The organism is Marinobacter sp. AL4B (assembly GCF_019916045.1).
Lineage (GTDB): Bacteria > Pseudomonadota > Gammaproteobacteria > Pseudomonadales > Oleiphilaceae > Marinobacter.
The window spans coordinates 827,651-840,842 of sequence record NZ_JAILWZ010000013.1 but is presented as its reverse complement, the minus strand read 5'-3'; the positions used below and the strand labels follow the sequence as shown (position 1 = coordinate 840,842).

The following is a 13,192-nucleotide window of genomic DNA, read 5'->3' as shown; positions in this document are numbered from 1 at the left end:
ATCGCTTTATGACTCACCAAACCGGTCTTTCGGCAGATGGGTCCGAGGCTCAATAATGAGAGACGTGTTCACGAATAATCGGGAGTCGTTGCGACAATGAACAAATCCCCAATGTTCACACCAATCCGTAAATATTTCCTTGCGATTTCAGGTGTGATTCTTCTTGTTGCCAGTTTGCTACCGATGGAAACTTCCCGTGCGTTGACGCAGGGGAGCGTGTTCTTCCACGACATTGAAGAACATGATCTTTCGGAGAAATTGGATAACGCCGAACTGTTAGCCGAGCCGGTCAAACCATCCGCAGATCACCCCGCCCACGAAACGTTTGAACGTCGGGTGCAGTCCGGTGACACCCTGAGCAGTATTTTCCAAGCCAGTGGCGCGTCTGTGAAAGACTTGTACAGAATTATGGAGGCAGACGCCGAATACTTGTCGCTCGAGACCTTGACGCCGGGAACCAAGCTATCGTTGACCTTCGATCATGAGGGTGATTTTTCGGCACTGACACTCCATCTGGATGTTGCCCGGAAGGTGGTTTACAGCAAACAATCGGATGGATCATTCGTCCACCAGACATTCGAGGCAGATACCCACTGGGTCTCTGAAGTGCTCCGGGGATCGGTTAAGGGCAGCTTTTATAATTCAGCCCTTCGTTCTGGACTGACCCGTTCCCAGGTTCTATTAATCGATCAATTATTGGGAAATCAGTTGAACTTTCGTAGAGATCTCCGCGCCGGGGATGCCTATGCCGTGATTGTTGATCACGAGATGTTGGGCGAGCAAACAACGGGAAATACGCGGCTTGGAGCCGTATCCTTCACTCGTGGCAAAAAAACCTACAATGCTTTCCGTTTCGATGACGGCAATTACTACGATGAAAGCGGTGAAAGCGTGACGCCAGCCTTTCTTCGATGGCCTACTGACAAGCCCTATCGGGTGAGTTCTGTTTTTAACCGGAACCGATTGCACCCGATAACAGGGCGGCGGTCACCACATAACGGCGTGGATCTTGCCACCCCAATAGGAACGTCAATTTTCAGCACAGGAGACGGTATTGTCAGGCGGGTGGGTAACCACCGTTATGCGGGCAAATATATCGATATTGATCATGGCGGCTCCCACACCACGCGCTACCTCCACCTTCAAAAAATACTGGTGCGCAAAGGCGCTCATGTGGAGCGTGGCCAAAAGGTCGCGCTCTCTGGCAATACCGGTCGCAGCACTGGTCCTCACCTACATTTTGAATTGCACATCAATGGTCGCCCGGTTGATCCTTTGACCGCCGATATTCCGACTGCCGCGGCCATACCCGAGACGGCTGCCGCACGCTTCGAAGAAAATCTAAGAGAACAGATGTCTGTTATGGCGCACGCAATCAGTCGATCGGAGTTTGTCACTGCTGAATCACAAGTGATGACCATTTTCTGAACACAATGATCGAACGCCAAGCCAAAGCAGCGCAGTAAACAGTGTTGCTATAACGATGGCGGGCCCGACCGGTACATCGAACATCACGGAACCAACGATGGCGACCAGATGTCCGGTGATCGCACAGAGAGCAGCGGCTATTGGCGATTTGCCTAGGATGGATCCCACGATCAGCGGGGTGACAATCAGTGTTGCGAACACAACATAGATGCCCGCCAACGACACCGAGTAGGTCACTGCGATCGCAAACACCGGCATGAACGCTGCGCTGGAAAGCCATCCAGATAACTTCCAGCCGAGCAACCAGACAAGTGCGGCCAGTATCGCTGTTGCCATGACCAGCTCCCAATTCGCCCATAGCAGATCGCCAGCGGCCGCACGTTGCAAAGCCTGAGCGCCATGGGGGTCGTCACTTACCAGCAGTATCGCCAGACTGGCACCTACCACATACAGCAGGCCAATCCAGGCCTCTTTGGCTTCGCCGAGCCGCCTGAAGATCAGGTGAACCGTCATGGCTGCGAGCAGGGCGAACAGCAAACTGCTCACTGGCGCCCCGGCAATTGTGTAGTGCGGCATGAAGTACAACCCCGCGAGGGTGCCCAGTGCCGCCCATTGGGCAATCGCGAGATCGGCAAAGATCACGCCCCGGGCAATTACCTGATACCCCAGCGGCACCAACAGCAGGCAAAGCAGGGCGCTACCCAATACCGGCAGAAGCAGCCACTCAAAGGCTCCCATCTGACACCTCGGTGATGCTCGCTTCGAGGCGGCCCACAATGGTAGAAATCAACCCGGCCAGATTGTCGTTTGGTGAATTGTCGGTCACCGTTCCCGGTAACACGAGAATCGGCTTATTCGTTTGTTTCACCAGCCATTCAGCGGGCTTTCGGTCCTGGTGGCTGGCAATCAGGATCGCCGATGCCTTGTCCAGCCCCGGATCGGTCAGCAACTGACTCAGATGACTGGCGCTCGGTGGCAACCCCGGTTTCGGTTCTAAATCCACGGTGGAGCCCACACCCAGCCAGTTCAACAGGTAGCTGAAGCCGGTGTGCTGCACGACAACGGAGTGCCCTTCCAAGGCTTTCGCACTTTCGCGCCATTGTTCCCGGTGGCTGTTCCAGTTCACGCGCCACGTTATGTAACGAGCAAAAATATCGGCCGAGTGTTCAGGCCTGAGTTCGCCGAGGCGCTGGGCCAATGCTTCGGCAATCTTGGGTAGCTGATCCGGCGATAGATGCACATGGGGATTTCCTTCCGGGTGTACGTCCCCCATGCTGCGGTCTACGTGATCATGAGGCGCATGCAATCGGGCATGAGCGGCGGCAAAAAACAGACCGGTCCGGCCCGGCTGAACCTGTGCGTTGCCGGCCCGCTGAAGCAGTGTCGGCAACCAGCCAGCTTCCAAAGATGCCCCCGTGCAGATGGCAATATCCGCCCGGCCCATGGCGGCGATCAGGCTTGGTCTCGCTTCAATGTAATGGGGATCCTGCAGATAACTAGTCGCCGTTGTGACGTGAGCGTCTGGCATCAATGCTCGGGTCAGGGTTGCCCACTCGGGCTCACAGGCAAATACATGGAAATCTGCCCGGGCTGGCAAAGAAACCAGCCCGATCAGAACACACAGAATGAGGGATCGTGAGTGGCGCATATCAATAGCCATGGGCGCCGTGCGCACCGAGCGACATCACATATTGTATCGCCACGGTGTTATCCGCATCGCTAAACCCGGTTGCGGACTGATGCGTGTATTGAAGCCTGACGGTTGAAAAGTGGGAGCGTGACCAGCTCAGCATGACGTCCGTTTCTTGCAGGTCTTGCTTGTGGAAGTGGTCACCGTGGGCTTGACTCAGCTCTACCTCACCATACCGGACACCCGCAGACCACTGTGGGGAAAATTGGTGAACACCCGACACGTACCAGCCTTCGTGATCGTCATCGGAAGTCGCGAATTCGTTCAGGTCATCGGCATAGAGGTATTCTGCGCTGAGCGTCACCTGCTGCTCACGGTTGTTGCCATTCGGTGACCATTTCCAAACGACATCGGCTATGTAGAGATTCTCACCGGTGTAGGAGGCACCGTGACTGTGATCGTGATCATCGTGATGGTCGTCGTGGTGATCTTCTGTTTCGCTGCTCTCGACACGAGTCTGACGGTTGTGCAGATAGGACAGCCCCGCCTGCCAGCTTTGGGAGATAGAAAGGTCACCACCGACCCGAGTGTTCACGGTATAGACTCCGATATCCTCGTCGCCTTCTGAGAGCTCGTTGCCACCGAATGCTTCTGCGCCGACTTGCCAGAAAAACGGCACAGGCAACAGGGCATTCACACGCAGGCCGGTATCGTAGTAGTGGCTTCCTAATAACGCACGGTAGGCGGCCGGTCGTTCGACAAAGTCATCTTCGTGCATATGCCGGCCGTTGAGATAGCCCACCTGCGAAAGGAAGCGACCTGCGCGAACACTGAGCCCTGCGGGCAAACCGTTGGTCTGCAGGTAAGCTTCTTCAACCAACACCTCACTCGCGCCGTCATGTTCCTCGAAAACGGCGGTCAATCGCCCAGAGAACAGATCATCGATGGGGGAAGATAAGGAAAGTTCGGTATGGCCGAGACCAAAGCCTTGGTCCCGGTGTGACAGCGCGGTGTCATTCTGCTTGTAATAGCCATCCAGGGTCAGGCTCACATCGGGGTTTAATTCGTTTGCAACGGCTCCGGCTGCGGGCAGCGTCAGCGCAAGGGCGGTCAAAGAAATCGTACGGCGAATCATAAATACTCCAACGTTAACGCAGCAGGGCAGGCCGGCATGCACCGAGCTGCCCTGGGAGGTTCATAAAGGGTGGGTGGGAACGTTAGTGATCGTGTTCATCATCGTCATGGTGGGCTTCCTCGGTTAGCCCCAGCCACGCAATGGAAGAGGCCTCAAAATCGAGCGTGATGGTTCGAACGATTTGGCCGGTGGACGTATCCACCTCGATCACCGTTTGGTTGTGCAACACGAACAGACGCTCTTGGGCTGCTGAAACGGCTGTGGCCAAGGTATCGCCGTCGGTGGGCGCGTCGATTAACGGAACTGTGTTAAGTAGCGCCCAGCTATCGGCAGGATCAAACAGTCGCAGGCCGCCGTCATCACCAAGCACATAGAACACTTCACCATGGGTGGTGAAGCCTTGGGCAAGCCGTCCCACGCCTTCACCAATGGTCAGTTCACGATAAACAGCGCTCGTTGATTCCGGGTCGATGACGAAGAATCGGTTTCCCGCAATACCGACCAACTCTTCGACGTCGTGGTTGCCAACGAGGGTGCCAATGCGAGCCGGTGCGTCAAGACCTTCAGGATTCGCCAGCTTGGTTGCGGGATAGCCGGGTGAGTGGAGGTCGATCACCAGTACGCCGTCACCGCAACCAAACCCGAGACTGTGAGCGTTTTCGGCGGCACCGTGAAGTTTCGGGCAGGCTTCGCCGTAGCGCTCTTCGAATTCGAAATTGGAACCATCAAGGTGGTAACGCTCGACGGCGGCAGGGAGCGTGGTGTCGGTAATGGCACTATCCCGGTAAGTCACGAACAGGTGACCGTCGATCAGCTTGGCAACGCCGTGCATGTTGTTCTCAAGTTCAAGGCTGGAGAGGGTCGCGTTATTTCCCAAAGTGGTATCAGAGAAAACGGTTACTTTTGAGCTGGCAGCGGCACCGCCGTCAAAGAAAACCACACCGTAGGAGTCGCCCGCGGTGTAGTGAGTCGGCTTGTGATTATTCAGCGTCAGGGACAGCGCGCTGGGCGTTTCAGCGTAGTCGTGCAGATGGTCGCCATGATCTTCGGTATAAAGCCCGCTATCAAAAAACGACACTCGATCGTCTTCACGTTGAATAGCAATGGCATACCGGTTATCCGGTGAGGCATAGAGGCTTGGGGAACCGCCGTCGATACTCATTGAAGTCAGTACCTGGGCGTCGTCTAAGTTCAGAAACTTCAGCGCCGATGCATCGGAATCAAACAAGGCGAGGCGCCCGCCGGTCTCAATGCTTATTTCCGTATGGGCGTCGTCTGAACTGCTGTCACTTCCACCGCAAGCAGACAGCAATGTGGCTGAGGCCAATACCAACGAAGCAGCCAAAGGGCGCTGAGCAGACGAGAGTGGTTTAGGTGGGTAAGTCATACAATCTCCAATACATGTTATAACGTTGCAATAAAGCATATGGAAAACCCATCAAGGCCAAACACCAGGTGTGGGGTGTCGAAGGTTTGTTGATCCTTAAAGGGCGTATCGCCGAAGAGTTGGAAATGTTATGTTATAACATTATTAATGTAAAGCAACGTTCAGTGCGGAACAGCTAACGCAACACGGAGACAAAAAATGAACCTTCAAGATACGCGCCTTCCGGTAACGGTATTGTCAGGATTTCTTGGCGCAGGCAAAACCACCGTTCTGAACCACATCCTGAACAATCGCGAAGGACGTCGGGTGGCCGTGATTGTCAACGACATGAGCGAGGTCAATATTGATGCTGCCCAGGTCCAGCAAGAAGTCACCCTGAATCGATCAGAGGAAAAGCTGGTTGAGATGAGTAATGGCTGCATTTGCTGCACACTTCGTGAGGATTTGCTGGTAGAGGTGCGTAGGCTGGCGGACGAGGGCCGCTTCGATTGTCTGGTTATTGAATCCACGGGAATTTCGGAACCTTTGCCGGTAGCGGAAACGTTTACCTTCGCGGATGAGGATGGAATCAGTCTGTCTGACATCGCCCGTCTCGATACCATGGTCACCGTTGTGGATGCGATGAACTTCCTCAAGGACTTCGATGAAGCGCAATTGTTGCAGGAAGCAGGGGAAAGTCTGGGCGAAGAAGACGAGCGCAGTGTCGCAGACCTTCTGGTGGATCAGGTTGAATTCAGCGACATCTTGTTGATCAGCAAAACCGATCTGGTTGCTCCAGAAGAACTGGAGCGACTCAAGGGCGTGCTGGGAAGTCTGAATACAGAGGCGGAGATCGTTGCCATTGAGCAGGGCGCGGTGCCACTGGATAAAGTGCTGGATACCGGTCGATTCAGTTTTGAGCGCGCGCAGCAGGCGCCGGGTTGGCTAAAGGAAATGCGGGGCGAACACATCCCGGAAACCGAGGAATATGGCATTTCCAGCTTTGTCTACCGTGCTAGGCGCCCGTTCCATCCGGCGAAATTTTATGAATTTCTGCATCAACCCGTTTCTAATGGCAAACTGATACGTTCCAAGGGCTACTTTTGGCTCGCCACTCGACCAGAGTATGCGGGCCACTGGAGCCAAGCAGGCGGTATGGCGCGGCACGGGTTCGTCGGCATGTTCTGGAAAGCCGTGCCGAAGGAAAATTGGCCGGAGGATACCGAGTACCGTAACTCTATTATGGAAACCTGGGTTGAGCCCTTCGGTGATATGCGCCAGGAACTGGTTTTTATTGGCCAGAACATCGATCAGGCGGCTGTGACTCGCGAGCTGGACGACTGCCTTTTGGATGAACAACAGTTGTTGGCGGGGAAAGCCTTCTGGCAAACCCTGAATGATCCGTTCCCAATCTGGGAGTAACCGAGCCCTCAGACGATCAATGAGCCTCTAGACTCGCACACATCAATGGATTGTAAGAAGAGAACGACGAACCCATGGCAGACATCCGGACACGTATTCCCACTCACCTGGTGCTTGGCTTTCTCGGCGCTGGCAAAACCACGGCAATTCTTAATCTGATGAAGCAAAAGCCGGATGGCGAGCGCTGGGCGGTGCTGGTTAACGAGTTTGGCGAGGTGGGCATCGATGGCGCCATGCTGTCGAATCACGGTGTCGCGGTGAAAGAAGTGCCTGGCGGCTGCATGTGCTGCGTGTCGGGCCTGCCGATGCAGATGGGGCTCAACAGCCTGATCAGTTTTTCACGCCCGGATCGGTTGTTCATTGAGCCAACCGGGCTGGGTCATCCGGCACAGGTGATCGAAACACTGACGGGGGAGTTTTATCGAGATGTCTTGAACCTTTCTACATCCGTTTGCCTGGTTGATCCGCGCCGGCTCGAAGACGAGCGAGTGCTTGCCAGCCGGCAGTTTCATGATCAGGTAGCCGTAGCGGAGTTGTTGGTGGCGAGCAAAGTCGATCTGTGCACACCCGAACAGCTAGCCCGGTTTGATGCTTGGGCGAGTGACTGGCAACCGGCAAAGCGGCGCATCGAAAAAATCAGCGGAGGGCAGCTTCCTCTGGCATGGTTGGCGGGGGAATCTGACCAGCTTTCGCCTCGGTTTCCAGAAGCTCACCATCATCACCACGACAAAGCTCTGGCTGAAAAACCATCGTTGGTGGATGAGCCCTGGCAGTCGTATTTCAATACAGGGGATGGCTATACCAGTATGGGCTGGCGCATCCATAAAGACACGGTGTTTGATCTGACCGCTCTGCAAAGCTTGGCTTGCAACGAGGGATTTGAACGCTTTAAAGGAGTGGTGAATACAACCGATGGCTGGTGGATGTTCAATGCCGTGCAAGGTTCACTGACCCTACTGGAAACCGAGCCCACCGATGAATCACGGCTGGAAGTGATCAGTCATACGCTCGACCAAAACGATCTGGATCATCAGCTTCGGGCAGCTGCTGTCGACTAGCAGTGGGCCAAAGGAGGCACGACCCACTGCTTAAAATGACGGAAAGGGTCTTGGGTTACACCCTTTCAATCAGTGTCGCAATGCCTTGGCCGACACCCACGCACATCGTACAAACGGCATAGCGCCCGCCCGTGCGTTGGAGCTGGTAGGCTGCGGTCATCAGCAAACGGGCGCCGGACATGCCCAGTGGGTGCCCCAGTGCGATAGCGCCGCCGTTGGGGTTCACTCTTGGGTCATCGTCGGCGACGCCCAGCTCACGCAGAACGGCCAGACCTTGGGCGGCGAAGGCTTCGTTCAGTTCGATGACGTCGACTTCATCGATGCTGACCCCCTGTTTCTCCAGCAGTTTTCTAACCGCAGGCACTGGCCCGATACCCATAATGCCGGGTTCTACACCCGCGGTGGCCATGCCCAAGATTTTCGCCATTGGCTTGAGGCCGTGTTTATCTACGGCTTCTTGGCTAGCAACCAACATGGCTGCAGCGCCGTCGTTAACGCCTGAAGCATTGCCCGCGGTGACACTACCGTTTTCACGGAAGGGCGTTGGCAGGGCCGCAAGTTTTTCCAATGAACTTTCGCGCGGATGTTCATCGGTGTCGAAAATGAGGGGGTCTTGTTTCCGGCGCGGAATGGAGATTGGCACAATTTCTTCGGTGAACATTCCTAAGTTCTGTGCTCGAGCGGTTTTCTGCTGAGACCGGAAAGCGAACTGGTCCTGATCTTCCCGCGATACATGGAATTGTTCGGCAACATTCTCTGCTGTCTCCGGCATGGAGTCGGTGCCGTACTGCTTTTTCATCAGTGGGTTGATGAAGCGCCAGCCGATGGTGGTGTCTTCGATCATCTGCCCTCGGGAATAGGCAGACGTTGCTTTGCCCATCACGTAAGGGGCGCGAGACATGGATTCCACGCCACCCGCCAAAACCAATTCCATTTCTCCGGCACGAATGGCACGGAAAGCGGTGCCTACGGCGTCCATGCCGGAGCCGCATAACCGGTTGAGCGTGGTGCCCGGTACTGAGCTGGGCATCCCCGCGAGTAGCGCTGACATGCGCGCCACGTTTCGGTTATCTTCACCGGCTTGGTTGGCGCAGCCCATCATCACTTCGTCGATAGCGGCCGGGTTTAGTTCTGGGGCTTCCTGCAAAACTGCTTTAAAGATATGTGCCGCGAGGTCGTCTGGGCGAACGCTGGCTAGGGTGCCACCAAAGCGGCCGATCGCCGAACGGCGCGGATGGCAGAGAAAAACGTCAGTCATATTAAACCTCACAATTGGCTGGCATGGTGGGCGTTCGTGCGTGCCTTTAGATCACGCAGGACGTTTAGTTCTTTTGGGGTCGGTTCGGGAGTGGTTTCTAGTCGATCCGAAAATTGGATCTCCCAGCCCGTGGCCTCGATCACCTGTTCCCGAGTCACGTTTGGATGCAGGGACGTAACCACCAACTCTTTGGTTTCCTGGTCTGGCTTAAGAATGCACAAGTCGGTGATGACAATCGTGGGGCCACGCCCGATATTGGGCACCTTATTCCGAGCTTTTCCGTCTCGTCCGAAACCCAATGTCGTCACAAAATCCACGTCCTTTACGAACGAGCGTTTGGAATGCTTCATGGTAATGAAGACTTCTTTCGCGTTGGTGGCAATTTCTGGAGCGCCTCCGCCACCGGGGAGACGTATTTTTGGTTCTCTATAGTCGCCGATCAAGGTCGTATTCAGGTTGGCATAGCGGTCGATCTGGGCCGTGCCCAAAAAGCCAACGCTGATGTGCCCACCCTGTAGCCAATAACGAAACATTTCGGGCACAGCTACGGTGGTCAGAGCGGATTCGCATAATTCTCCGTCACCAATGGATAGGGGAAGTACGTCGGGCTTGGTTTGCAGTGTGCCGGATTCATAGATCAGAGTGATGTCGGGCGCATGGGTCAGGCGTGCCAAGTTGGCTGCTTCGCTAGGAAGACCAATGCCAACGAAGCACGTCATATCGTTGGTCAATGCTCGGGCAGCAGTGACGCTCATCATTTCCGAGGAGGTAAACTCAAGGTTCATGATGCGGCTCCTTTCTCGAAGACGTTGTGTTGAAGCCAGGTCAGGAAGGTTTCCCGGTCACGGGCGATCTCATCCCAACTTTTGTAGAAGGCGTTATCTCGGTCGTAGTAACCCAAGGCATAAGACGGGCTTGCGCCTTTGGGCGCTTCAACGATGGCGGTTATTGCCCAGGCAGGCAGCACACATGCGTTAACGGAGGCGCCAAGGTCATCGACGATTTCTTCGACTGTTACGATGCTGCGTTTGGCTGCCAGAACGACTTCTTTTTGAATACCAACAATGCCCTCGATCAACACGTTACCGTTTCGGTCAGCGCGCTGGGCATGAATGACGGCAACGTCTGGACGAACAGATGGCACAGCGGCCAGGCGTTCATCAGTGAACGGACAATTGATGAATTTTATCTGGGTATTTACTTTTGGCAGGTCGCTGCCGACGTAACCACGTAAAACAGCGAATGGCAGGCCCGCGGCACCTGCTTCATAGGCGCAGGCCATGGCCGCGTGGCTGTGCTCAAAGATTTCCAACGTATTGGGCCAGTTTCTTTCCACCGCATCCCGCATTCGATGAAGCGAGCCTACACCGGGATTGCCGCCCCACGAGAAAATCAGTTTTTTTGCACAGCCCGCACCAATCATCTGGTCATAAATCAGGTCTGGGGTCATGCGGATGAGGGTCAGTTCACGTTTTTCCTGACGGATGATTTCGTGGCCGGCTGCGAACGGAATCAGGTGAGTGAATCCCTCCAGGCAGACCGCGTCACCGTCGTGGATATAACGACTCACGGCTTCCCGTAGGGAAAGAAATTCAGCCATTGCGGTGTCTCCAGTACGTTATAATGCCAATTCGTAATACGAACATAAGTTTTTAATGCGAACATGATGTCGTGATTTGGATTTCTTCGTCAAGAGTAAAATGCGACGAATGGGAAAATATCAACAGATGTTCGCATTGCGAACTATCTGGTATCCTGAGCTGCTATTTACACCGAAGCCCATTGAAGGAGCGAAAATGGACGAGCAGATTCTTAAGCCCGGGGATAGGGATTTCGTAGGAGCATTGGCATCAGGGTTGGAGGTACTTCAGGCTTTTGACTCGGAGTCTCCACGAATGACCCTGACAGAGGTGGCCGCGCGCACAGACATGGACAGGGCAAAGGCGCGGCGATTTTTATTGACCCTGCATGCGCTTGGGTTTGTAAAGCGCAGCGGTCGGCAGTTCGAACTCACCCCTCGGGTTTTACAGCTGGGTTATGCCTATCAGGCGTCGAATCAGTACCGGACGGTTATCCAGCAGTACCTGGAAGACATCACCGCAGAGCTGGGAGAATCCTCGTCTCTGGCCGTGCTGGATGGAGACGACGTGGTTTACGTGGTGCGGTCTGCAGCGCGGCACCGTTTGATGGCGATTACTCTGTCGGTAGGTACGCGACTGCCAGCAGCCTACACGTCAATGGGGCGGGTATTGTTGGCGCAGTTGCCGGAACCGGAACGGCTTGCTTTTCTAGACCGGGTCCAGCTGGAGCGTTTCACCGAGGCCTCTATTACCGATAAAGCGGCGCTGGGCCATGCCATCGATAAAGCGGGTGAACAAGGCTATGCCATCGTCGATGAAGAACTGGATTCAGGTCTCCGTTCCGTTGCCGTGCCGGTGTTTTCGGGCAGCGGGGAGCTTCTCGGGGCGATTAATATCAGCACCAATGCCGCTCGGGTCGATAGGCAGACGTTGATCAGCGTTTATCTGCCACGGTTGCAGGACGCAGCACAATCGGTACAGCGGGCCACACAGTAATACCTTAGCCCGGGTTCCAGGATCGTATGGGCCGATGGTGCTTGGCTAGTGATCAGTGCTTGGAAAAAAGCCTGGACAGAGCAGAAAGCCTGTCCAGGCAAAGCCCCCACTTTGGGAGGCGGAGGGGGCTAGAAGTTGTATTGAGCGGCGAACATCAAGCGGTTTGCGTCGCCTTCGTCGCCACTGACCTTCTTCACTTCGTAGCGGCCATATTCAACACCGAGCGTGACGGCTTTTACCGGACTCCATTTATAGGTCAGGAAGGCGTTGGTGTTGCGCTCGTGCTTGTCGTTGACGTCAAGACCATCATCAGCAGCGTCGTCCCAATCCATCGAAGTCATGCCGTAAACAGCACTAAGGCTACCCGGCCCAACTTTGATCGTGGTGCCCAGATTGGCGCTATAGCCAACAATGGTTTCCACGCTATCACCGTTCAGATAGGCGTCTTCGCCGTAGTAGTTGGTGCCTGAACGCCACAGATAGCCGTTAGCGCCATCGGTATAATTCACATTACCCTGGATCGTGACCGTATCTGTCAGCTGGAATTTGGCGGCTGTAAACACGGCGAAGCCAATGGCGGAGTCGTCGTCGCTGCCTGTGTCGTAACCGACCTCCTGCAACAACGCTGAAGTGGCATAACTCAGACGACCACTCTTGTTTTCATAACGCGCTGTCAGTGTTGGGAAGCCAGTTTTGGATGGCTGGCCCTCAATCTTGGATTTCGGATCCTCTACAGCCAGAGATAGGCCGCCAGTGGTGTAACGAACCTGAGCCGTACGGTTATACAGGCCAGCATTGCCCGCAACGCCGTCCATTTCCAGCACCGAGGTGTTGCCCACGAAGCTGTTATAGTTTGACCAAGTGCGGCCTACTAACCAGTTTTTGTATTGGCCGTAAGCATGTCTCAGGCGGAACTGACCTCCGCTGGTACCACCCCGGAAATCGCCTTCCACGTTAATTTTTACACCGCTGGTCAATGTGGTGGTGACACCAAGACGTGATTGAACAGCATCTGCACCAAAATAGCCGCTCACCTCGTCGTCTTCCGCCGATCCGGTATTTACTTGGCTGAAATCGCCTGAGCGAGTACCTGTGCTTTTGCTGATGTCTTCATTGATATCATAGGAGGCATTAAGACGGGCGTAGCCGTAGATGTTTACAGTGGCGTCGTCGGTCTGGATTTCGACGGCGCTGGCGGCGCTCGCGGTGCCCAAAAGCAATGCACCGGAAAAAAGTTTTACTGCCAGGGATAGCTTGTTTTTTTTCATCGTTGCTGCCTTACAAAGTGTTATTTTTTCTGTTTTTAGAGCACCGGACGC

The 13,192-nt window shown here is 54.8% G+C and carries 12 protein-coding genes; 4 read left to right on the top strand and 8 right to left on the bottom strand.

What is annotated here, in order from left to right; genetic code table 11:
- Nucleotides 1–96: 96 nt before the first annotated feature.
- A complete protein-coding gene (locus K5L82_RS14210; RefSeq protein WP_262492663.1) occupies nt 97–1,428 on the top strand; it encodes a peptidoglycan DD-metalloendopeptidase family protein in 1,332 nt (443 codons plus the stop codon).
- Here the strand turns inward: K5L82_RS14210 and K5L82_RS14205 are convergent.
- The 4 genes from K5L82_RS14205 to K5L82_RS14190 all read right to left on the bottom strand — a co-directional run bounded on the left by K5L82_RS14205 (nt 1,405) and on the right by K5L82_RS14190 (nt 5,580).
- Nucleotides 1,405–2,166 carry a metal ABC transporter permease gene (locus K5L82_RS14205; RefSeq protein WP_223134593.1) on the bottom strand — a complete coding sequence of 254 codons (762 nt, stop codon included), beginning with the start codon at nt 2,164–2,166 and terminating at the stop codon, nt 1,405–1,407. The genes K5L82_RS14210 and K5L82_RS14205 overlap by 24 nt on opposite strands.
- Nucleotides 2,153–3,076: a metal ABC transporter substrate-binding protein gene (locus K5L82_RS14200; RefSeq protein ID WP_262492662.1), complete on the bottom strand. Its 924-nt coding sequence runs from the start codon at nt 3,074–3,076 to the stop codon at nt 2,153–2,155. The genes K5L82_RS14205 and K5L82_RS14200 overlap by 14 nt, the downstream gene beginning before the upstream one ends.
- Nucleotide 3,077: 1 nt before the next feature.
- The gene (locus K5L82_RS14195; protein WP_223134592.1) at nt 3,078–4,193 is read right to left on the bottom strand and encodes a hypothetical protein; all 1,116 of its coding nucleotides are present in this window, start codon (nt 4,191–4,193) and stop codon (nt 3,078–3,080) included.
- A gap of 82 nt (nt 4,194–4,275) precedes the next feature.
- Nucleotides 4,276–5,580, bottom strand: a complete 1,305-nt coding sequence (locus tag K5L82_RS14190) for a hypothetical protein (RefSeq protein WP_262492661.1) — start codon at nt 5,578–5,580, stop codon at nt 4,276–4,278.
- A 198-nt stretch (nt 5,581–5,778) separates the two neighbouring features.
- Between K5L82_RS14190 and zigA the strand changes: the two genes are divergently transcribed.
- Nucleotides 5,779–6,981, top strand: a complete 1,203-nt coding sequence (gene zigA / locus K5L82_RS14185) for a zinc metallochaperone GTPase ZigA (protein WP_223134591.1) — start codon at nt 5,779–5,781, stop codon at nt 6,979–6,981.
- A 74-nt stretch (nt 6,982–7,055) separates the two neighbouring features.
- A complete protein-coding gene (locus K5L82_RS14180) occupies nt 7,056–8,039 on the top strand; it encodes a CobW family GTP-binding protein (protein WP_262492660.1) in 984 nt (327 codons plus the stop codon).
- Between the two features lie 55 nt (nt 8,040–8,094).
- Here the strand turns inward: K5L82_RS14180 and pcaF are convergent, their stop codons facing one another.
- From pcaF to K5L82_RS14165, 3 genes are read right to left on the bottom strand one after another with little or no spacing between them, the layout of a single operon-like run.
- Nucleotides 8,095–9,297, bottom strand: a complete 1,203-nt coding sequence (gene pcaF, locus K5L82_RS14175) for a 3-oxoadipyl-CoA thiolase (protein WP_223134590.1) — start codon at nt 9,295–9,297, stop codon at nt 8,095–8,097.
- Between the two features lie 8 nt (nt 9,298–9,305).
- The gene (locus tag K5L82_RS14170; RefSeq protein WP_133006988.1) at nt 9,306–10,082 is read right to left on the bottom strand and encodes a CoA-transferase subunit beta; all 777 of its coding nucleotides are present in this window, start codon (nt 10,080–10,082) and stop codon (nt 9,306–9,308) included.
- On the bottom strand, nt 10,079–10,897 hold the full coding sequence (locus K5L82_RS14165) for a CoA transferase subunit A (RefSeq protein WP_223134589.1): 819 nt from the start codon (nt 10,895–10,897) through the stop codon (nt 10,079–10,081). The genes K5L82_RS14170 and K5L82_RS14165 overlap by 4 nt, the downstream gene beginning before the upstream one ends.
- Nucleotides 10,898–11,093: 196 nt before the next feature.
- Between K5L82_RS14165 and K5L82_RS14160 the strand changes: the two genes are divergently transcribed.
- Nucleotides 11,094–11,873 (top strand): IclR family transcriptional regulator C-terminal domain-containing protein, encoded by a 780-nt coding sequence (locus tag K5L82_RS14160; RefSeq protein WP_133006990.1) that lies wholly within the window; start codon nt 11,094–11,096, stop codon nt 11,871–11,873.
- Between the two features lie 128 nt (nt 11,874–12,001).
- On the opposite strand, the gene K5L82_RS14155 is transcribed toward K5L82_RS14160, so the two are convergent.
- Complete coding sequence (locus K5L82_RS14155) at nt 12,002–13,141, bottom strand: DcaP family trimeric outer membrane transporter (RefSeq protein ID WP_223134588.1); 1,140 nt, start codon at nt 13,139–13,141, stop codon at nt 12,002–12,004.
- Nucleotides 13,142–13,192 lie beyond the last annotated feature (51 nt).

What these genes read in the sequence shown, in the direction of transcription:
- K5L82_RS14210 (WP_262492663.1), top strand. Translation starts at nt 97, where the DNA reads ATGAACAAATCCCCAATGTTCACACCAATCCGTAAATATTTCCTTGCG.
- K5L82_RS14205 (WP_223134593.1), bottom strand. Translation starts at nt 2,166, where the DNA reads ATGGGAGCCTTTGAGTGGCTGCTTCTGCCGGTATTGGGTAGCGCCCTG.
- K5L82_RS14200 (WP_262492662.1), bottom strand. Translation starts at nt 3,076, where the DNA reads ATGCGCCACTCACGATCCCTCATTCTGTGTGTTCTGATCGGGCTGGTT.
- K5L82_RS14195 (WP_223134592.1), bottom strand. Translation starts at nt 4,193, where the DNA reads ATGATTCGCCGTACGATTTCTTTGACCGCCCTTGCGCTGACGCTGCCC.
- K5L82_RS14190 (WP_262492661.1), bottom strand. Translation starts at nt 5,580, where the DNA reads ATGACTTACCCACCTAAACCACTCTCGTCTGCTCAGCGCCCTTTGGCT.
- zigA (WP_223134591.1), top strand. Translation starts at nt 5,779, where the DNA reads ATGAACCTTCAAGATACGCGCCTTCCGGTAACGGTATTGTCAGGATTT.
- K5L82_RS14180 (WP_262492660.1), top strand. Translation starts at nt 7,056, where the DNA reads ATGGCAGACATCCGGACACGTATTCCCACTCACCTGGTGCTTGGCTTT.
- pcaF (WP_223134590.1), bottom strand. Translation starts at nt 9,297, where the DNA reads ATGACTGACGTTTTTCTCTGCCATCCGCGCCGTTCGGCGATCGGCCGC.
- K5L82_RS14170 (WP_133006988.1), bottom strand. Translation starts at nt 10,082, where the DNA reads ATGAACCTTGAGTTTACCTCCTCGGAAATGATGAGCGTCACTGCTGCC.
- K5L82_RS14165 (WP_223134589.1), bottom strand. Translation starts at nt 10,897, where the DNA reads ATGGCTGAATTTCTTTCCCTACGGGAAGCCGTGAGTCGTTATATCCAC.
- K5L82_RS14160 (WP_133006990.1), top strand. Translation starts at nt 11,094, where the DNA reads ATGGACGAGCAGATTCTTAAGCCCGGGGATAGGGATTTCGTAGGAGCA.
- K5L82_RS14155 (WP_223134588.1), bottom strand. Translation starts at nt 13,141, where the DNA reads ATGAAAAAAAACAAGCTATCCCTGGCAGTAAAACTTTTTTCCGGTGCA.